Source organism: Deltaproteobacteria bacterium (assembly GCA_016210005.1).
Taxonomy (GTDB): Bacteria; Desulfobacterota; Binatia; order HRBIN30; family JACQVA1; genus JACQVA1.
Window position 1 is genome coordinate 72,536 of record JACQVA010000097.1, and the last position, 18,356, is coordinate 90,891.

An 18,356-nucleotide genomic window follows, 5' to 3' on the forward strand; every position below is an offset into this window, starting at 1 on the left:
CGCGGAAGGGGTCTATGACCCGGGCGATGATATTGGCGGCAGGGCTGGGTTCGCGCCTGCGTCCGCTCACCGAGCAGATTCCCAAGCCACTGCTCGACGTCGCCGGGCGACCGCTGATTGCCTACCCGTTGCTGCTGGTACGCTCGGCCGGGATCACCGAGGTGCTGATCAATCTCCACTACCTCGGGGCGCAGATTCGTACCGCCCTGGGCGACGGCAGCGACTACGGTGTTCGCATTACCTACTCGGAGGAAGACCCTATTCTCGACACCGGCGGGGCGATCAAGAATGCCGAGTCGTTCTTGCGCGGCGACACCTTCGTGATTCTGAACGCCGACACCATCGTCGATCTCGATCTGCCGGCGATGCTGGCGTATCACCACGGGCGCGGCGGTATCGGCACCATGCTGCTGCGCGCCGATCCCGAGGTCACACGCTACGGTGCCATCGAGGTGGACGCGGATGATCGCGTGCGCCGCTTTCTCGGTTTTCCCGCCGCCGCGGCTGAGCCGCTGACGCCGTTGATGTACGGCGGTGTGTGGGTCTTCGAGCCGCGGCTGTTCGACTATCTCGACGCCGGCGTGTTCAGCATCACCAAGCACAGCGGGCCGGCGTTGCTGCGGTCAGGCGAAGCGCTCTACGGCTACCGCTACACCGGCTACTGGCGTGTCCTGGATACGCCCGCTGGGCTCGTTGCCGGCCGGCACGATATGTTGAGCACGCGCTTGCGCTTTCTGGATGCGGGGTGGAACTCAGGCAACCCTAGGCCATGACCACGTGCAATCAATGCGGCGCCTGCTGCCGCGTGTTGACGGTCGAGCAGTCGCCGGAGGAAATTCAGGCGATCGCCGCCATCACCGGCCTGCTCGGCATCCCGTCCGACATGATCTTCGCCGCCAAGCACTGGCACCCGTTGCCGCGAACGGAGGCGCTGCGGCGCAACCCGTTTTATGCCTCGCGTCTGCCGGCCGACACCTACTTCTACTGCTGCGACCAACTCGGCGACGACGGCCGCTGCCAGAGTCACCCCGAGCGCCCGTTGGTCTGCCGCGGCTATCCTTGGTACGACCAGCCGGTGCGCGACATGGCCCTGCCTGCCGCAGTTTGTGAGTTTCACTACGACCAAGTGATAGAATTCGTCATCCGGCGGCCGGATCTATGAGCGGGTCGCGGGCGCCGACTCAGTGCAGCTCCATGCCGCCGTCGACGTTGATCGCCTGGCCGGTGACGTTGGGCGCCGTTGCCAGGAAGACAGCCAGTTGGCCGATGTCCTCCGGCGTTTGCGGCCGCGCCAGCGGGATCAAGCTCGCGACGTAGCGCTGCCACGACTCCTCCTTGGACTCGCCTTTCTGCTTGAGGGTGTCGGCGAGGTACTCCCACATCTGTGTGCGCAGAATGCCGGGGCAAATGGCGTTGACACGGATGTTGAAGCGCGCCACCTCCTTGGCCAGCGCATTGGTGAACCCAACGACGGCGAACTTCGAGGCGCAGTAGTGCGCCATGCCCGGCGAACCGTTCTTACCCGCAACCGAGGCGATGTTGATGATGCAGGCATCGGGCCGTTGTTTGAGGATCGGCAGCGCGGCTTTGCAGGTGAGGAAGACGCCCTTGACGTTGACGGCCATGGTGAGGTCCCACTCCTCTTCGGGCATCTTCTCGACCGTCGAGATGTGCACCACGCCGGCGTTGCACACCAGGATGTCGAGCTGGCCGAGCTGCGTCATGGTGTCGGCCAGCATGCGCTGCACCTGCGGCCACTGTGTGACATCGGCCTCGATGGCGGTGGCACGACGGCCGAGAGCCTGGATTTCGCTCACCGTATCGCCCGCCGCCTGAAAGCCGCTCACCGCGGCCGCGCGGTACTGCTGAGAGGCGCTGGCCATCCGCTCCACTTCCGCAATCGCGATGTCGGCGCCCTGCCGCGCCAGCGCCAGCGCAATCCCCCGCCCGATGCCACGCGCGCCACCCGTGATTAGCGCCACCTTGCCTGCCAGCTTCATAAGCTTCTCCGTGATTGACTCGCTCACCTGATGACCAAGTGGCTCAGGGACTCGAACCGGTCGATGACGAAATCCGGCGCCAGCGCGCGCAGCGTGTCGGCCGCGTGCATCCCGTACGTCACGGCACAGGTGGCAACGCCGGCGGCTTGGCCCATCTCGATGTCGAAGCTGGTGTCGCCGACCATCAAGGTGCGCTGCGCCGGCGTGCCGAACAGCGCCCGCGCCCGCTCCAGCATCTCGGGGTGCGGCTTGCCGCGGGTGACGCAGTCGCCGCCGATGACTTCGTCGATCAAGTGTTGGATGGCGCAATGGCGCACAATGTCGCGCGTGGTTGCCCTTGCCTTGCTGGTGCCGACAACCAGCCGCTTGCCCGCGGCCCGCAACGCCGCCAGCGTGTCCATCACTCCCGGGTACAAGCGAAACTGGCTGACGAACTCCGGCGCGTCGGCGCGTCGGCGGTAGTTGACACACAGCTCCGGTATGGCCGCCGCAGCATCGGCAGGGAGCGCACGCTGGAAGACCTCGTCGAGCGGCAGCCCGATGGTTGCAGCCACTGCGCGAGCGTCAGCGCAGGGATAGCCGTGCGCCGACAGCGTGGCATTCACCATCCCGACGAGGATCGCCTCGCTGTCAACCAAGGTCCCGTCGAGGTCAAGTATGAGCAGGTCGAACGGATTCAAGAGCAAGCTCCAGCCGCTTCCCTACCAGAGGCAGCAAGCGGCTTAAAGCCTCGCTCGACTGCTTGAATCTCCCTCGCCATTTGGTTTACCTCGGTACCAGTGGCGTACTCAATTGGCACCAAGCTCATCTCCGCCGAGGCCGCGGCGGCGTTGGTGAAATCCGGCGACTGGCTCGACTACGGCTTTGGACTGGGCCAACCGGATCGGTTCGACCGAGCGCTGGCGGCGCGCACGGACGAGCTGCGCGGCGTGAAGATTCGCTCGTGCCTGACAATGCGGCCGCGGGCGGTGCTCGAGGCCGATCGCACCGGCGAGCACTTCCTGTGGTTCAACTGGCACTTCTCCGGCTACGATCGCACTCAGCACGACGCCGGCCGCTGCAACTACATCCCGATGAACTTCGGCGAGGCGCCCGACTACTACCGCCGCTTCGTCGACCCCATCGACGTCGTTTGCATCAAGACTACGCCGATGGACGCGCACGGTTACTTCAACTTCGGCGGCGCGGTCACCTATCACAAGGCGATGACCGAACGCGCCAAAGTCCTCATCGTCGAGACCTGCGAGGCCATGCCCTACGTCTTCGGCGCGCAAGAGTCGGTGCACGTCAACGACGTGGACCACGTCATCGACGGCGGCGCGGGCCCGGTTCCGGAAGCCGGCAACCCGCCCGCCACCGCGATCGACCGCCAGGTCGCGGCCCTCATCGCCGCGGAAATCGAGGACGGCGCCTGCTTGCAGATCGGCATTGGCGGCATGCCCAACGCCGTTTGCGCCTTGCTGAAAGAAGCCGGCGTGCGCGACCTCGGCATTCACACGGAGATGCTGGTCGACGGCATGATCGATCTCTGCGAAGCCGGCTTGATCACCGGGGCGCGCAAGACGCTCAATCGGCATCAGATCGTGTTCACCTTCGCCGCCGGCTCGCGCAAGCAGTACGACTTCATCCACCGCAACCAAGCGGTGCAAAGCTTCCCGGTCGATTACACCAACCTGCCGCAGAACATCATGCAGAACGAGCGCGTGGTCTCGATCAACAACACCACCCAGATCGATCTGCAGGGGCAAGCGGCTTCGGAATCGTCGGGTCATCGCCATCTCACCGGCACCGGCGGGCAGCTGCAATTTGTCCGCGGCGCCTATGCTTCCAAGGGCGGCAAGTCGTTCATCTGTCTGTCGTCGACGTACGACAAGCGCGGCGAGCCGCAGAGCCGTATCGTGACCACCCTGACCCCGGGCAACGTGGTGACCACGCCGCGCACCGACGTGATGTACGTGGTGACCGAATACGGCATGGTCAACCTCAAGGGCAAGTCGGTCGCCGAGCGCGCCACGGCGTTGATCGCGATTGCGCATCCCGACTTCCGCGAGTCGCTCGCAAGGGAAGCGCGCGAGAAGAATCTGATTCCGAAGGGCTTCTTCTGATCGCGCTACGATCGCAGCCGGCGGGCGTGCAGGTTCACCAGCACCATCGCCCCGGCCGAGACGAAGAACACCGCCCGCAATCCCAGGTGGGCACCGACCCAGCTGCCGGCCAGCGGCCCCATCAGGTTGCCGAGCATGGTGGCGCTCGAGCTGAGGCCCATCACGCCGCCGCGCCGCTCGGGCGGGCTGGCCGCGGTGATGAAACCGAAGAGCGTGGGTAGCACACCGGCCACGAACGCGCCGTAGAGCAGACGCAAGACCAGCAACTGCACCACACCGGTGGTCAAGCCTTGCAACAGCAGCGCCACCGTACAGCCAAGCAGCGCCAGGGTCATGGCCGTGTGGAAGCCAAGCCGATCACCGCGCCGCCCCCACCAAGGCGCGGCAATCAACGAGGTGATGCCGGTGGCAGCGAACAAGACCCCGGTGGTCGTCGCTAGCAGGCGTTGCTCGACCCCGAGCTGTTCCACATAGAGCACGAAGATCGGCTGCAGCGTCGTGATCAGGCTCTGCGCCGCCAGCACCGCCACGAGCGCGTTGCGCAGCTCGGGCCTGCGCCACGCCAGCTCGAGGTTGCTGCGTACCGACACCCGCGCCACCGGCGCCGCCGCTGCCCGCACCTCGGTCAGCATCATCGCCGAGACTATCCCGCCGGCCAGACATAGCACCGCAACCACGAGAAAGATCCAGCGGTAGCCGATGAGGTCGGCCAGCACACCGCCGAGCAACGGTCCGATCAACCCGGATGCCGGCACCACGCTCTGCAACAGTCCCAAGGCATAGCCGCGCCGAGAATCCGGCGCCGTCACCGACACCAGCGCCATGCCCGCTGCCAGAAACCCGGAGACGCCGCCGAGTGCCAGCCGCCAGACGAACAGCGTCTCCACCGAGCCGGCCAGGGCCATGCCGACATACACCAGCGCGCTGCCCAGCAGCGCACGCACCACCATCAGTTTCTGGCCGTAGCGGTCGCCGAGCGCACCCCAAATCGGCGTGGCAATGAACGACACCATGAACGGGCCCGAAAACACCAGCCCGCTCCAGCGCAAGACCGCGGCATCGTCCGTGATCCCCAGATCGCGCACGTACAGCGGAATGAACGGCAAGATCATGGAGAGGCCGACGAAGGCCGCAAACTCCACCGCCCACAGAACGTACAAGTTGCGCCGCCACGCCGCCGGAGCCTCGCTAAGCGCGCTACCCTCGGGTTGCGTCATCGTGGCCTCGCATGGCCGCCGAGGCTTACCAAGGGGGCCGTGCTCGGGCAATGCGTCGCCCGGCTCGATTCGCCGGCTGGTCGCGAAACCCGCGTTTCCGGTCTGGATGTCTGTGCCCGAGCGCCGTAAGATGCGGCCCGGTGGGATCGCCAAATGCGCCTGCGGCGTCTGCTTACTCGGTTGACGATTGTGGCCACGCTAGCGGGGCCGGCGGCCGCGGTGCGCGCCGGGCAACCCGCGGCGCTCGCGACTCTCCAGCAGCTGGTTCGGGCAGCTGATACGGTGGTGCTGGCGCACTGCGACAGCGGTGAGAGCAAGTGGGCCGACGCACCACCGATTATCGTCACTCGCCGTCAGTGCCAGGTGGAGCGCGCCTTCAAGGGCTCAACCGGCGCGACACTGACGTTGCAAACGCTCGGTGGGCGCGTCGGTGATGTTGTCATGGGCAGCTCGGCGCTAACAGCGAGCGTGCCCGCGAACGTCGCCGTCGTGTTGCTGCTACGGCGCAGTCAATTCGGTTCACACTACGTTCTGGCCGGCGGCGCTGGTGCAGCGGTGGCGCTGGCTTACTCCGCCGGCCAGTACACTATCCACGGCATGGCGCTGGAAGACTTTGCGCGCTGGGCGGGCCAATGACAGCGCCCCCGCTGGCCAATCGCTTCGTGTCCTGTGCCGCGCTCGTCGTCGCCGTACTGCCGGCGCTGACTGGAGGCGCGCACGCCTACACGCTGGTGCGTACGAGCGCGGCAAGCTCGCCGCTGCGCTGGCCGTCAGCGTCGCAACCCGTGTTGATGCAGCTCAGCGATCGGATCAGCGCCAGCCTGCCCAACATGGCCGCCGGTAGTGATCCCGCCGGCGCGATCCGGCGGGCGCTCAGCCGGTTTCCGGCGGTGTCGGCGGTGCGCTTTCAAGACGGCACAACGAGTGCCGTCTCGGGCGGTAGAGACGGCGTGAACCTGGTCTCGTTCGCCGACACCACCCCCAATCGCGAGATCTTCGAGATGGCCGGCGGCGCGGCCGTGGTCGGGCTGACGCTCTACTTCTATAGCGGCTCCGAGCTGATCGAGGCGGACGTGCTGTTCAACCCCGCGCTTGCGTTCACCACCACGCTGGCCACCGACGAGGAGCTGCAAGACGCCGGGCAGTTCGATGTTCAAGCAGTGGCCACGCACGAGTTCGGCCACGTCATCGGCCTGCACCATACCGGCGTGGAATCGGCAGCCATGTGGCCGCTCGCCTCGGTGCTGCAACGCCAGCTGGACGCCGACGACGTTGCCGGGGCCAACGCGCTCTACCCGGCCGGCGCCGGCAGCGGCACGGTGGCCGGCAGCGTCACCGTCGCCGGCGCGCCCGCCTTTGGGGCGCACGTGGTCGCGCTCTCCGAACGCGGAGCGGTCGCTGCCAGCGCCCTCACCTTGCCGGGCGGGACGTATGCGATCGAACGACTCGCACCCGGCCGCTACACCTTGTACGCCGAGCCGCTCGATGGCCCGCACAGCTCGGTGCCGGCGGATCACTGCGTGCGCTTCGGCAACCTCAGCGGTGCTGGTATCTATAACAACGCCGTGCTGACCGTCGACTTCGCCACGCAGTTCCACGACGGCGTGGACGTGGTCGCCGAGCAGACGACAACCGCGAACTTCTCGCTCGCCGCCGGTGCGCCAGCGGTCAATCCGGCCCAGATCGGGCCGGCAACGCTCAACAATGGCTCGATTTCCGCCTTTGTTGCGACCCGGCCGCTGGCGGTGAGCGCGGGCAGCGAGCAATGGTTAGCGGTGGCAGGCGCGAATGTGGATCAGGTCCCGGTCGAGGGCATCAGCCTCGGGCCCGACATCACTGTGGACTTGGACAGCCGCCGCGTGCTGAACGCGACCTGCGACTCGGCGCCGTTCCCCTTCCTGTTGTTTCGCGTCGCCATCGACCGCGGCGCGGCGACGGGTGGCCGCACGATCGTGCTGACTGCCGTCGGCCAGCCGGTAGCGTTTACCGCCGCGCTGCGCCTCAACCCGGCCCCGCTGCCCTGCGTCGGCGATTGCGATGACGACGGCGCCGTAACCGTTGATGAGTTGGTGCGCGGGGTCAACATCGCCCTCGGCAACACCACGCTCGAGGTCTGCCCGCAGTTTGATTCGAGTGACGACGGATCGGTGACCGTCGATGAGCTGGTACAGGCGGTCAACGCTGCCCTCAGCGGTTGCGAGTAAGCAAGTGGCGAGAAACGGGCGCGAGCCCACTTGAGAGGGACTAGCGGCAGCGAAGGGGAGAGCAGTATGCGACTGAAGGATCGAGTTGCCATTGTTACCGGAGCCGGCTCCGGCCTGGGGCGTGCTGGGGCGCTGGCGCTGGCGGCGGCCGGCGCCAAGGTATTCGCTTCGGACATCAACGAAGCGGCCGCGCGCGAGACTGCGGAGCTGATCGGCGCGCGCGGCGGCGCTAGCCGCAGCGGCAAGCACGATGCCGGCGCCGCCGCCGAGGCCGAGCGCCTGGTGCGCGACACCGCTGCCGCCTTTGGCGCCCTTCACATCCTCTACAACAACGCCGGTATCGCGCTGCCCTTCGACGACGGCTTTACCGCGCGGGTGGAGCCGGAGGTGTGGGATCGCGTGATTCGGGTAAACCTGTCGAGCGTCTTCTATTGCTCGAAGTACGCCATCCCCGAGATCGCCCAAGCCGGCGGCGGCGCGATCATCAACACCGCCTCGTCGATGGCCCACCTGCCGCTCGGTGGCTTGGACGGCTACGCGGCCTCGAAAGGCGGCGTGGCCATGCTGACCAAGTCGATGGCCGTCGGCTGTGGACCGATGAACATTCGCGTCAACGCCATCAGCCCCGGCTACGTCGACACCCCGATGAACGCGCTGATCTGGGGCAGCGAGGAGATGAAGCGCGGCTTCGAGAAGGGCCACATGACCGGCTTGCAGACGGCCGAGGAAATCGCCGATCTGGTGGTCTTCCTCGCCAGCGACGAAGCCCGCAGCCTCACCGGCGCCGTGATCAACTGTGACCGCGGCTGGACCGCGTTCAAGCAACCCGATCTGCTACGCTGAGGACTAAGTGGAAGCGCCGCCAGCGGTCACTTTCTTGTCGTAACCCCGGCATGAAGGGCTGGTAAGGCTGGCGACTGAAAGGTATGAAGATTTCCCGCGACCATGACGGACAAACCGGACTTGATCCTGGCTCTGGATGCCGGCGGCAGCTCGACGCGCTGCTTGCTGGTGCGCCGCGACGGCAGCGTGCTTGGCCGCGGCTGTGGCGGACCGGGAAATCACATTCTGTCGGGCTGGGAGGCCGCGCGCGCGGCTGTGGCGGACGCGATCGCTGAGGCTTGCCGCGCCGCGCAGGTGGAAGCCGCCGCGGTTGGCCTGGCCATGGCGGGCAGCGCCGGTGTAGGCCCTGATGGCATGGGCTCACAACTGGTCGAGGCGCTGGTGCAGGAGCTGTTGCCCAACGCCCGCGTGCGCGCCATCGGCGACATGGTGGCCGCCTTCTGGGGCGCTCTCAGCACGGATTTCGGCGTCGTGGTCGCCGCCGGCACCGGCTCGGTGTGCTGGGGCCGCAACGCCGCCGGCGACACCCGGCAAGTCGGCGGCTGGGGCCACATCCTGGGCGACGAGGGCAGCGCCTATGACATCGCCGTGCGCGCGCTGCGAGCCGGCGCGCGCGCCACCGACGGCCGCGGCCCGCGCACAGAGTTGACGCAGCGGCTAGTCAGCGTCCTCGCCGTCAGCGACTACATCAACGTCGCCTTGCGCATTTACGGCGACCCGCTGACCCGTGACGCCATCGCCCGCCTGGCCACCACCGTCGTCGAAGTAGCGGCTAGGGGTGATCAGGTCGCACAGTCAGTGCTAGCGGAGGCGGGCGCCGAGTTGGGCCTGCACGCCGTCATCGCGCTGCGTGTCCTAGGGCTCGGCGAATGCGCTGCACCGGTCGCATACACCGGCGCCGTCTTTGCCGCCGGCGAGTGCATCCTCGAATCCTTTCGCCGCACCATTATCGCCGCCTGCCCGCTGGCGACGGTGGTGCGGCCCGAATTCCCGCCGGTGGCCGGCGCGCTCAAGCTGGCGCTGCGCGAGTTGGGCGTGGACTTCACTCCGGCCATCGCCGCAACCTTGCGGGCGACGTTGGGAGCGGAGCGGTGACGGCGCTGCGCGCCGGCTTTGCCCAACGCGATATCACCCCGCCGCTCGGCCTGCCGCTCGGCGGCTACGGTGCCCGCGCCGGCGGTGCCGACGGCGTTCTCGATCCGTTGTACTGCCGCGCTGCGTACTTCGACGACGAAAGCGAGCCGGTTGCGGTGATGGTCTTCGATCTGGTGCACGTCTTCGGCAGTTGGACTGCGCAGGTGCGGCAGCGGGTGGAGCAACGGCTCGGCATCGCGGGGCCGCACTGTCTGATTGCCGCCACGCATACCCACGCCGGGCCGGGGGTGTTTCGCTCGGCGATTGCCACCGCCCCCGAGGTCCAAAAGTATGAAACCGAGCTGATTGAGCAGACCGTGTCGTGTCTGGCGCAAGCCAAGCGCGCGGCGGTACCAGCCGGCATTCGATTTGGCACCGCACCAACGCGGGGCGTGGCGGCGAATCGCCGTGATCCGTCGCTGTCGGTGGATGAAACCGTGCGTGTGCTGGCGGCCCACACGCCCGCCGGCGAGCTGGCCGGAGTGGTTGCCAACTTCGCCTGCCATCCGACGGTGCTGCCGGCGGCGAATCATGCGTACTCGGGCGATTTGTTCGGTGCCGCGGCCACGCAGGCGGCGAAACTTCTGCACGCCCCCGTGATGCTGACAAACGGCGCCGCCGGCGACGTCAGCACTCGCTTCACTCGACGTGAGCAAACGCACGCGGAGGTGCAGCGCTTGGGCGGCCGGCTCGCCGAGGCCATCGCCGCCGCCGTGCGTGGCGCACTGCCGCTGCCGGCGGCCGTGCCGCTGGGGGCGGTCACGCGCTCGGTGCCGGTGCGCCGGCGGGAGCTGGCGTCGCCCCAGTTTGCGGCGGCGCAGTTGCAAGCTGCGCTCGACGACTTGGCCGCAGTGCAGCAACGCAGCGCTGATGCTGCTGCCGTCCGGCTGGCCCAGTCGCGGGTGGAAGGGGCGCAGGCGGAGCTGTGGCTGAGTAACCGCGGCGGTTGGGAGGCGTTGTTCGGCTGCCGGCCGCCACGGGCCGAACTGCAAGCGCTTCACTGCGGTGACCTGACGATTGTCGCGGCACCGGGCGAGCTATTCTCGGGCGCCGGCCGCTGGCTGCACCAGCAGCTGGGCGAGCGCACGCTCGTCGTTGGGTACGCCAACGACTACTTGGGATATTTCGTTCCTCACGCTGAGGCGGCGGCGGGCGGTTACGAAGCGTTGATCGCCATGGTCGACCCTAGGTGCGAGGAGTCGATCCGGTGCGGCCTCATTGACACGGCAGGCAGGGCGAATGAACGGCTCGGATGAGTACTTCGAGGCGGTGCTGGCACTGCTCAGCCGACTGCGCGTGAGTCAGCGCGAAGCAAGCGCGCGCGCCGCCGACATCGTAGCGACCGCGCTGCGCGCCGATGGGGTCGTTCACCTGTTCGGCACCGGCCACTCGCACCTGCTGGCGGAAGAGGTCTTCTACCGTGCCGGCGGACTGATTCCGATCCAGGCCATGCTCGATCCGAGCGTGCTGCTCAGCAGCGGCGCGCGCGCCAGCACGGCCACCGAACGTACGCCGGGAGCGGCGGCCGAGATCGCCGGCCGCTACCAGCTGCGGCGTGGCGACGTCGGGATCGTGATTTCCAATTCCGGCCGCAATCCGGCGCCGGTCGAGATGGCGCAACTGATGAAAGCGCGGGGCTTGACGGTGATTGCGCTCACTAACCTCCGGCAATCGGCGGCGTCGCCGCCGCGGGCGCCGCTAAGGCAGCGGTTGTTCGAGGTGGCCGATGTCGTGCTCGACAACGGCGGGGCCGCCGGTGATGCCTGTTTGCAGCTACCCAGTGTGCCCTATCCGGTGGGACCGACCTCGACGATTGCCGGTGCGGTGCTCTTGCACGCCGTGTTGATCGGAGCGATGGAAAGGCTGGTGGCCGCAGGTGCCACCGTGGTGAATTTGCCCAGCGGTAATATCGACGGCGTCGATCTCAGCGCTGTGCTGGCGGCGTTCGAGCGCTATCGCGATCGCATCCGACATTGGTGAGTGCATGACCATGACCACAAGAGGTGGATTGCTGCTGCGCGGCGGCGATGTGGTGACCCCGCACGGGCTGCTCGCCGGCGCCGATGTGCGCGTCGACGACGGCGTCATCACCCACGTCGGCCCCGGCCTCTCCCCGGCTGGAGCTGAACTGGTCGATGCCCGCAGCCATATCGTGGCCCCTGGCTTCATCGACCTCCACGTTCACGGCGCCGGCGGCGCCATGTGCGAGTCGGGCGACGCCGATCAGCTGGAGACCATTTCGCGAACGCTGGCGCGCTTCGGCACCACCGGCTTCATGGCGACTATTGCCACGCTCGCGCCCGCGGCACTGCACGCGGCCGTCCGGGCCGTTGCCGCCGCCGCCGGCAACGAGCCGGGCGCGCGCATTCTCGGCATCAACCTCGAAGGGCCATACCTCAATCCGCAGCGCGCAGGGGCACAAGACCCGGCGTGGATGCGGCCGCCGTCGATCGAGGAGTTCGACAGGTTGCAAGACCTGTGCGGCGGCATGATCCGCTTGGTAACCGTGGCCCCGGAAGTGGCCGGAGCAATCCCCTTCATTCGAGAAGTGCGCGAACGCGGCGTAGTGGTGGCAGCCGGGCACTCCAACGCGACCGAAGCCGAGATGGAGCTGGCAGTACAAGCCGGCGTCACGCACATCACCCATATGTTCAACGCCATGCGCCAGCTGCATCAGCGCGAGCCGGGCATTCTCGGGGTCGCACTCACCGACGACCGCCTCTCTACTGAGCTGATCTGTGATGGCCACCACCTCAGCGAGCACGTCGTTGACCTCGCGTTGCGCTGCAAGCCGCGGGGCAAGGTGGTGTTGATCAGCGACGCAGTTGCCGCGCTGGGCTTGCCGGAGGGGGAGTACGAAATGTTCGGAGTTCGCTGTCTGATCGCGAACGGCGCGGTGCGGCTGGCTACCAGCGGGCAACTCGCGGGCAGCTGTCTGACGTTGAACCGCGCACTGCGCAACCTGCGCCAATGGCAACCCGCACGGCCGCTCGCCGATCTGGTGCACGCGGCCGCGCAAGCGCCGGCACAGGTGGCCGGTCTCAGCGAGCGCCGCGGCGCGATCGCCCCCGGTCAAGAGGCCGACCTGGTCATGCTCGCCGGCGATTTCAGCGTGGTGCGGACGTGGCGCGGCGGCACGCAAGTGTGACCGGCCAAGCGGTGCACTTGCGCCGCCCCAGAGCCGCGACCCCCATGAGCTCTGGGCCGACGAAGCCTGGAGCCGCGAAGGGATGCGGGTAGGGCGATGGTGCCGAGACAGCGATCGAGTTTCAGGTCAGCTAGACCGGCGGCCGCAGTGCGCCACAACTTGGCTTGCCCCAACACCGGCGCGTGGCTAGAAGTGGTGCCGGCGCAGGCCGCGGGAGGTTGCCATGCCACGATTCGGGGTCTCGATTCCTAACGGGTGGTTGCTCGAGTTGTCGAACGTCGAGGGCGCAGCCCAGAAGTGGGCGACAACGCGGGCTAACGTCGTTGCCGCCGAAGCCGCCGGCTTCGAGTCGGCGTGGATCGTTGACCATTTTCACACCTTCCCACTAAAGACCGCCGAGGCCACCTTCGAGTGCTTCACCACGCTGAGCGCGCTGGCGGAGGCGACCAGAACCATCCGCCTCGGCCAAATGGTCACCTGCAACTCATACCGCAGTCCTTCCTACCTGGCGAAGGTTACCGCTTGCCTCGATGTCATCAGCGGCGGCCGGCTCGATGTCGGCGTCGGCGCCGGTTGGTACGCCGAGGAGTATGAAGCTTACGGCTACGAATTTCCCGACATCCGCACCCGGCTGCGCATGCTCAAGGAGGCTTGCGAAATCCTCAAGCGCCTGTGGACCGAGGAGCGTGTGACTTACAGCGGCCAGTACTATCGGCTCAAGGACACCATTTGCGAGCCGAAACCGCTGCAAAAGCCGCATCCGCCGCTGCTGATCGGCGGCAGCGGCGAGAAGGTGCTGCTGCGCTACGTCGCCCGCTACGCCGATGCCTGGAACGCGAATCTGCCGTTCGACGAGTACGCCCGCAAAGTCGCCATCCTACGCCAGCACTGCAAAGACATCGGCCGCAACCCGGACGAGATTGCGCTGACGGTGGTGCTGCCGATGGTGATCGTGGACCACCACAAGGAGATCAACGGCGTGCTCTCGGAACGGGTGCCGAAGACCATTCCGGTCGAAATGTTGCGCCGGCGTTACGAAGAGCACGGCGCGATCTTCGGCACCGCTGCCGAAGTGGCCGAGAGGCTACGGCCGTGGATCGACTTCGGGGTGCAGACGATCATCTGTGGCTTTGCCGATCCCATCAGTCGCAAGCAGATGCACCGCTTCATGCGCGAGGTCCGGCCGCTGCTGTAGCCCAGCCCTCACACTGGCGGCGCGGCCCACCCTTCGGGTCGCGACAGTCTAGTGGCTCGGATATGGGCGCACGGTCACGCGCAGCGGCTGCTGTAAGGTCGCCATGAACTCGGTTACACCCTGCTCCGGCGGCAGGGCGTAGCTGTTCGAGGCAAACCAGTGCTCGCCGCGATCAACGTGGTTCCAACGGTTCAGGCTGAAGCCGATGCCGGGCATCTCGCCGCGTTCGGATTCCGGCCAATCGTCCTCGGCGCGGCCCTCGCGGTAGTAGAGCCGTGGCTGCAAGCTGGCGAGCGACGGACTGAGCGCCAGCGCCTCAACCAGAGTGGTCGCCGGCCCGTGCAGCGCGAACCACTCGCCCGCTTGCCGTGACAGCGCCAGCTTCTCGGCCGCCATGCGGCCATCGACGCGCAGGCGGCGGCGCGAGCCCGAAGTTTCCAGATCCCAGCCGCTCAATTCGCGGAAGTCGAGTGCGGCGCGAATGGCGACGTCGGTGAACAGCAGGCGCGGCGGGAAGTTGAGCCGGAAGCGCACCGGCAGCTCGGCGAAGTCGCGATAGAAGAAGGCCTCGGAAGCTAGGATCGGTGTGCGCCAACCCCAGGCGAGTCGCACCCACAAGCGCTGGCGGCGAATGACGCGAATCGGACCTCGTCGCCACGCCACCAGCTGAGCTTGGATGTCGTCCTCGGTGCGGGTGACGGAGATGAGCCCCCACAGAAAGCGGGCAGTGGCGCGGATCTTCATCCGATCGAGCCAGTTATCGCCCGGCTGGCCCGCGGGCTGCACCGGGGCGAGGTAACGCGGCGTGCCGCGCTCGAAACCGAGGGCCACACGCGCGCAGGTGATGCGGTCACTAGCGGCATCGTAGTGGACGTACGCCGGCGGCGCCGGACCGGCACGGCGCACGAGATAGGCCCACGCACGTTGAGCCGTGCGCGGGTCGGAGATCTCGATTTCGACGGCGGCACTAACACCGGGCGCGGAGGCCAGCGTTGCATCCGGGTCCATAGGCGCGCGCTCGCCGGCATCGCTGGCCATGAACAGGACGATATCGTTGGCATCGAGCACATCGGGCGGATCATCGGCGTCGGGCGCGGGCCCCTGATCGAGCACCAAGCGCCCGCCGGCGTCGCGTTCGTCGAGCTGCCAAGGAATTAGTGTGCATTCGGCGCCACACGCCAACAGGGCCAAATCGCCCCGGGCGGCTCCGAAAAACCCCGGCAGCTCGCTCGCTTCGATGGCGATTGCTTCCCAAAAGCGAGCCGCCGGCAACCCCGTGTGGGCGTCCGCTGATGCGGCATGTGCCAGGCCCGCTGGTGCGCCCGCCCCGGCCACCGCGACCGCGATGGCGCACAATCGGCTGGCGAAACGCCAGAATTTGCTTGACAAGAAGAGAGCCGCTCGCATAGAGGAACCGCGGGCGAAGTTCTGCCCAGCAGGGACAATAGCGGCTGTCGCGGAATGTGAGCAGAGGAGGGATTCTATGATGCAGCGCAAGCTGGCGATGTGTGGGTTTGTGTCCGTCGTGGGCCTGAGCCTTATCGCCATGGGGATGCCGGTGCAAGCTGTGCCGCTCGACAAGGACGGCGATATTAGGCTGGGCGTGCGCACGTACGTCAACGCGCGGGTTGGGACTGAGAATACGGATCGCTACGGGGTCGGCACGGGCGACCGCGAGAGCCAGACTTTTCCCTACTCCCCTTCCGGTCATTTGCGCCAGAACCGTTTCTTCATCGAAGCTGAGCTCGATCACGATCTTAGCCGGCTGGCCAAGGAAGGGGTCGGCCCGCTGGAACTGCTCCACCATCTCCCTTTCAAAGTGCGGGGGCTCAAGTACCACTTGACCTTCCGCGGCGAAGGCGAGGGTCTCTATGACTGGGGCCCGAGCGAATACAGCACCTCGGCCGAGTACACGACGCCCGAGGATCCTGGCAACGACCCGGTCCCCCACCTCAACCCCAACCCGGTGAGCCACTTGCCGGTCGACGTTTCGGGTACCAGGCACAAGACCAGAAAGCTCGGAACCGACCGCGAGCGGTTGTTCCAGGCTTATATTGAGGGATCAGTTGGCGATCTGTTCTTCCGGCTCGGCCGGCAAATCTGGGCCTGGGGCGAAACCGACGGCTTTAGATTGCTCGACCAGATCAACCCTGTGGACAGCAGCTTCGGCGGGTTCATGGTCTCGCTGGACGAGCGGCGGGTGCCTCTGGACATGCTGCGGCTGGAGTACCGTCTCGGCGAGTTCGGGCCGCTGACGGAGGTTGCACTGCACGCGTATGCCGCGATCGACAACAAGGTCGGGTTCTACCCGGGAACACCAAACGGCTCGCCGTGGGCGCTGCCCAACCTCGGGGCACCGGGCGCGACCACCCGCATGTACGTCATGAGACCGACGCGCACGATCAGCGACATGCGCGGCGGCGGGCGGCTGTACTGGAACATGCTCGATGCCACCTTTAGCCTGGCGCACTATTACACCTACTTCGATAACCCCACTCTGGCTTCCCAGGTGGTATGTATCGACAAGGACTGCAGCCCGGTTCTCGGGACCTTCCCACTGGGCTTCTTCCCCGATGGCTTCTCGGCCCACGCTATCCAGTCGGCCCCAAAAGTCCAGGTGACAGGCGCCACGACGACTTTCCCCATTCCCGTGGAATTTGCGCGGTTGATCGGTCTTGGGGGCGAGCCCATCCTCCGCAGCGAGTTCGCCTACTTTCGCGACGAGCCGCGCTGGCGCCAGTCGAAGATCGATCCGTTCATTTACCGCTACGACGCCAACCTGCGCCAAGTGGCTGGGGAAATCGAGTTCCCGAACGACGAGGTCGGTAGCGGAAAGCGGATTGTCGTCACCGGCGGCCGCAATACGGGCGAATCGGTTAACTATGTCATCGGCTTTGACGTGAACCAGTACGTGCGGTTCCTGAACCCCTACCAGACCTTCTTCTTCAGCACCCAGTTCTTTTACAAGCACCTGTTGCACGCGCACAAGCGGGGCACTCCGTTTTCGCCGTCAGCCCGGGCCAACAAGATCATCGTTGACGGCGAAGTGCTGCCGGTGCCGAAGGAGAACGTCACGGCCGCCGGCTTCCGGGTGGTGGAGCCGAACTTCGTGATGCAGCCGACCGACCAGTTCCTGCACACGCTTTTCATCGGCACCAGCTACCGCAGCGGCACCGTCAGCCCTGGCTTCACCTTCTTCTATGACTGGGGCGGGGCTTTCGTGTACCAGCCGACGATTACCTTCTCGCGCGACCCGTGGCGGTTCACGACCAACGTGACGATTTTGGAAGCAAGCGGGCTCAAGGGGGCCAGCGGCGTCGGCTTATTGCGTGACCGGGACAACGTCATGTTCCAGGTCGAGTACTCGATCTGAGGAGGACCGCGCAAAGGCATTCTGGCTGAGGCCATTGGCGATGACGCGGTAGATGACCGCGGCAGGGGGGCGGCTCGCCAAGTATTAGTATTACACACGGGAGGACAACATAGTGAAGCGTCTTGTCATTGCGACCGCGTGCAGCAGCGTGCTGGCCTGGGCACTGTGCCTGGCTCCGGCCCGGGCCGGAGAAAAACTCGACCCTGCCGACATCAGGCCCAACCTCTTCGGCGCCTGTTTCATCTCCGAAAAGGAAGGCTGGGTCATCGGCGACCTGGGCCGGGTCCTTTATACGACTGATGGGGGCAAGAGCTTCGAGCGCCTCGACACCGGCACCAAGCGTGCCTTCCTGAGCATCGCCTGCTTTCCCGACAAGACCCTCATCCTTGCCGGCAAGTCCGGCATCATCTTCCGCTCCAACGACGGCGGCCGTACCTGGCAGCAGCAGAAGAGCGGCACCGACCGCAATCTGACCTCACTCGCCTTCTCCTCGAAAGAAGTGGGCATTGCCGTAGGCGATGCCGGCACCATCTTGCGCACGCAGGACGGCGGCGCCAACTGGCAGAAAGTGCCCGTGCCCGAACAGGTACCGCTGCCCGAGGAAATAGCGGAGACGGTCGTCCCCGGCGACATCTTGCTCTACGATATAAATTTCGCGACCCCGGATCGGGCCTATATCGCCGGCGAATTCGGCGTCATTCTCGCCAGCACGGATGGGGGTCAGAGCTGGGTAGCCCAGAACAGCCCGGTGCAAAGCACGCTGTTCGGACTCACTTTCACGGACGCCGAGCACGGCTGGTGCGTCGGCTTGTCCGCCACCATGCTGCGCACGCAGGACGGCGGGCAAACCTGGGAGAAGGTGCCGGTGCCGGCCCGGCCCGGCTTCACCTTGTCGCTGTACACCGTCGGCATCCGCGGCCAATATGGTTGGGCCATCGGCGACAGCGGATACTTGCTCGCCACCAAGGATGGCGGGAACACCTGGAAGCTGGTTGACGTGCCGATTCAGCTGGCTGGCAGTTGGTTTCGCGGCCTGAGTCTCATCCCCGATGGCCGCGGAGTTATTGTGGGCGCAGAAGGCCTGATGCTGGCGACCGACCGCGATACGTTCACGCCCCTCCGCAAACTCTAGGGGCC

17 protein-coding genes are annotated in these 18,356 nt (G+C 66.6%); 13 read left to right on the forward strand and 4 right to left on the reverse strand.

All coding sequences use genetic code 11. The annotated features are described in order from the left end of the window. Positions 1–14 precede the first annotated feature (14 nt). Together HY699_09695 and HY699_09700 are read left to right on the forward strand one after the other, a co-directional pair. Positions 15–773, forward strand: coding sequence for an NDP-sugar synthase (locus HY699_09695; protein MBI4516072.1), 759 nt, complete (start codon positions 15–17; stop codon positions 771–773). Next, a complete protein-coding gene (locus HY699_09700) occupies positions 770–1,162 on the forward strand; it encodes a YkgJ family cysteine cluster protein (protein ID MBI4516073.1) in 393 nt (130 codons plus the stop codon). Before HY699_09695 ends, HY699_09700 begins: the two co-directional genes overlap by 4 nt. A 19-nt stretch (positions 1,163–1,181) precedes the next feature. On the opposite strand, the gene HY699_09705 is transcribed toward HY699_09700, so the two are convergent. Both HY699_09705 and HY699_09710 read right to left on the reverse strand, forming a co-directional pair. After that, a complete protein-coding gene (locus HY699_09705) occupies positions 1,182–2,000 on the reverse strand; it encodes an SDR family oxidoreductase (protein MBI4516074.1) in 819 nt (272 codons plus the stop codon). A 23-nt stretch (positions 2,001–2,023) separates the two neighbouring features. Then, positions 2,024–2,680, reverse strand: coding sequence for an HAD-IA family hydrolase (locus HY699_09710; protein MBI4516075.1), 657 nt, complete (start codon positions 2,678–2,680; stop codon positions 2,024–2,026). Positions 2,681–2,791: 111 nt separating this feature from the next. Here HY699_09710 and HY699_09715 point away from each other — a divergent pair, with 111 nt between their 5' ends. After that, positions 2,792–4,105 carry a 4-hydroxybutyrate CoA-transferase gene (locus HY699_09715; protein ID MBI4516076.1) on the forward strand — a complete coding sequence of 438 codons (1,314 nt, stop codon included), beginning with the start codon at positions 2,792–2,794 and terminating at the stop codon, positions 4,103–4,105. A gap of 5 nt (positions 4,106–4,110) precedes the next feature. Here HY699_09715 and HY699_09720 read toward each other — a convergent pair whose 3' ends face one another. Continuing rightward, positions 4,111–5,322, reverse strand: coding sequence for an MFS transporter (locus HY699_09720; GenBank protein MBI4516077.1), 1,212 nt, complete (start codon positions 5,320–5,322; stop codon positions 4,111–4,113). 153 nt (positions 5,323–5,475) lie between these two features. Between HY699_09720 and HY699_09725 the strand changes: the two genes are divergently transcribed. The 8 genes from HY699_09725 to HY699_09760 all read left to right on the forward strand — a co-directional run bounded on the left by HY699_09725 (position 5,476) and on the right by HY699_09760 (position 13,846). Continuing rightward, complete coding sequence (locus tag HY699_09725) at positions 5,476–5,958, forward strand: hypothetical protein (GenBank protein MBI4516078.1); 483 nt, start codon at positions 5,476–5,478, stop codon at positions 5,956–5,958. After that, complete coding sequence (locus HY699_09730) at positions 5,955–7,526, forward strand: matrixin family metalloprotease (GenBank protein MBI4516079.1); 1,572 nt, start codon at positions 5,955–5,957, stop codon at positions 7,524–7,526. The genes HY699_09725 and HY699_09730 overlap by 4 nt, the downstream gene beginning before the upstream one ends. Before the next feature lie 66 nt (positions 7,527–7,592). After that, the gene (locus HY699_09735; GenBank protein MBI4516080.1) at positions 7,593–8,369 is read left to right on the forward strand and encodes an SDR family oxidoreductase; all 777 of its coding nucleotides are present in this window, start codon (positions 7,593–7,595) and stop codon (positions 8,367–8,369) included. A gap of 102 nt (positions 8,370–8,471) precedes the next feature. Continuing rightward, on the forward strand, positions 8,472–9,464 hold the full coding sequence (locus HY699_09740) for a hypothetical protein (protein ID MBI4516081.1): 993 nt from the start codon (positions 8,472–8,474) through the stop codon (positions 9,462–9,464). After that, entirely contained in the window at positions 9,461–10,759 is a 1,299-nt protein-coding gene (locus tag HY699_09745; protein ID MBI4516082.1) for a neutral/alkaline non-lysosomal ceramidase N-terminal domain-containing protein, read from the forward strand. The genes HY699_09740 and HY699_09745 overlap by 4 nt, the downstream gene beginning before the upstream one ends. Further along, positions 10,743–11,483, forward strand: coding sequence for an SIS domain-containing protein (locus HY699_09750; protein ID MBI4516083.1), 741 nt, complete (start codon positions 10,743–10,745; stop codon positions 11,481–11,483). The genes HY699_09745 and HY699_09750 overlap by 17 nt, the downstream gene beginning before the upstream one ends. 10 nt (positions 11,484–11,493) lie before the next feature. After that, entirely contained in the window at positions 11,494–12,651 is a 1,158-nt protein-coding gene (gene nagA, locus HY699_09755) for an N-acetylglucosamine-6-phosphate deacetylase (GenBank protein MBI4516084.1), read from the forward strand. Positions 12,652–12,874: 223 nt separating this feature from the next. Further along, on the forward strand, positions 12,875–13,846 hold the full coding sequence (locus tag HY699_09760) for an LLM class F420-dependent oxidoreductase (GenBank protein ID MBI4516085.1): 972 nt from the start codon (positions 12,875–12,877) through the stop codon (positions 13,844–13,846). 48 nt (positions 13,847–13,894) lie between these two features. Here the strand turns inward: HY699_09760 and HY699_09765 are convergent, their stop codons facing one another. Further along, entirely contained in the window at positions 13,895–15,235 is a 1,341-nt protein-coding gene (locus HY699_09765) for a hypothetical protein (protein ID MBI4516086.1), read from the reverse strand. A gap of 94 nt (positions 15,236–15,329) precedes the next feature. On the opposite strand from HY699_09765, the gene HY699_09770 reads away from it, so the two are divergent. Both HY699_09770 and HY699_09775 read left to right on the forward strand, forming a co-directional pair. Next, positions 15,330–17,219 carry a hypothetical protein gene (locus HY699_09770; protein ID MBI4516087.1) on the forward strand — a complete coding sequence of 630 codons (1,890 nt, stop codon included), beginning with the start codon at positions 15,330–15,332 and terminating at the stop codon, positions 17,217–17,219. A gap of 112 nt (positions 17,220–17,331) precedes the next feature. After that, positions 17,332–18,351 (forward strand): hypothetical protein, encoded by a 1,020-nt coding sequence (locus HY699_09775; GenBank protein ID MBI4516088.1) that lies wholly within the window; start codon positions 17,332–17,334, stop codon positions 18,349–18,351. The last annotated feature ends 5 nt before the right edge of the window (positions 18,352–18,356 follow it).

Bases quoted from the DNA above. Each gene is read 5' to 3' on its own strand.
- HY699_09750 (MBI4516083.1), top strand. From the start codon at position 10,743: ATGAACGGCTCGGATGAGTACTTCGAGGCGGTGCTGGCACTGCTCAGC.
- HY699_09740 (MBI4516081.1), top strand. From the start codon at position 8,472: ATGACGGACAAACCGGACTTGATCCTGGCTCTGGATGCCGGCGGCAGC.
- HY699_09720 (MBI4516077.1), bottom strand. From the start codon at position 5,322: ATGACGCAACCCGAGGGTAGCGCGCTTAGCGAGGCTCCGGCGGCGTGG.
- HY699_09725 (MBI4516078.1), top strand. From the start codon at position 5,476: ATGCGCCTGCGGCGTCTGCTTACTCGGTTGACGATTGTGGCCACGCTA.
- HY699_09695 (MBI4516072.1), top strand. From the start codon at position 15: ATGACCCGGGCGATGATATTGGCGGCAGGGCTGGGTTCGCGCCTGCGT.
- HY699_09770 (MBI4516087.1), top strand. From the start codon at position 15,330: ATGATGCAGCGCAAGCTGGCGATGTGTGGGTTTGTGTCCGTCGTGGGC.
- HY699_09735 (MBI4516080.1), top strand. From the start codon at position 7,593: ATGCGACTGAAGGATCGAGTTGCCATTGTTACCGGAGCCGGCTCCGGC.
- HY699_09700 (MBI4516073.1), top strand. From the start codon at position 770: ATGACCACGTGCAATCAATGCGGCGCCTGCTGCCGCGTGTTGACGGTC.
- nagA (MBI4516084.1), top strand. From the start codon at position 11,494: ATGACCACAAGAGGTGGATTGCTGCTGCGCGGCGGCGATGTGGTGACC.
- HY699_09730 (MBI4516079.1), top strand. From the start codon at position 5,955: ATGACAGCGCCCCCGCTGGCCAATCGCTTCGTGTCCTGTGCCGCGCTC.
- HY699_09705 (MBI4516074.1), bottom strand. From the start codon at position 2,000: ATGAAGCTGGCAGGCAAGGTGGCGCTAATCACGGGTGGCGCGCGTGGC.
- HY699_09760 (MBI4516085.1), top strand. From the start codon at position 12,875: ATGCCACGATTCGGGGTCTCGATTCCTAACGGGTGGTTGCTCGAGTTG.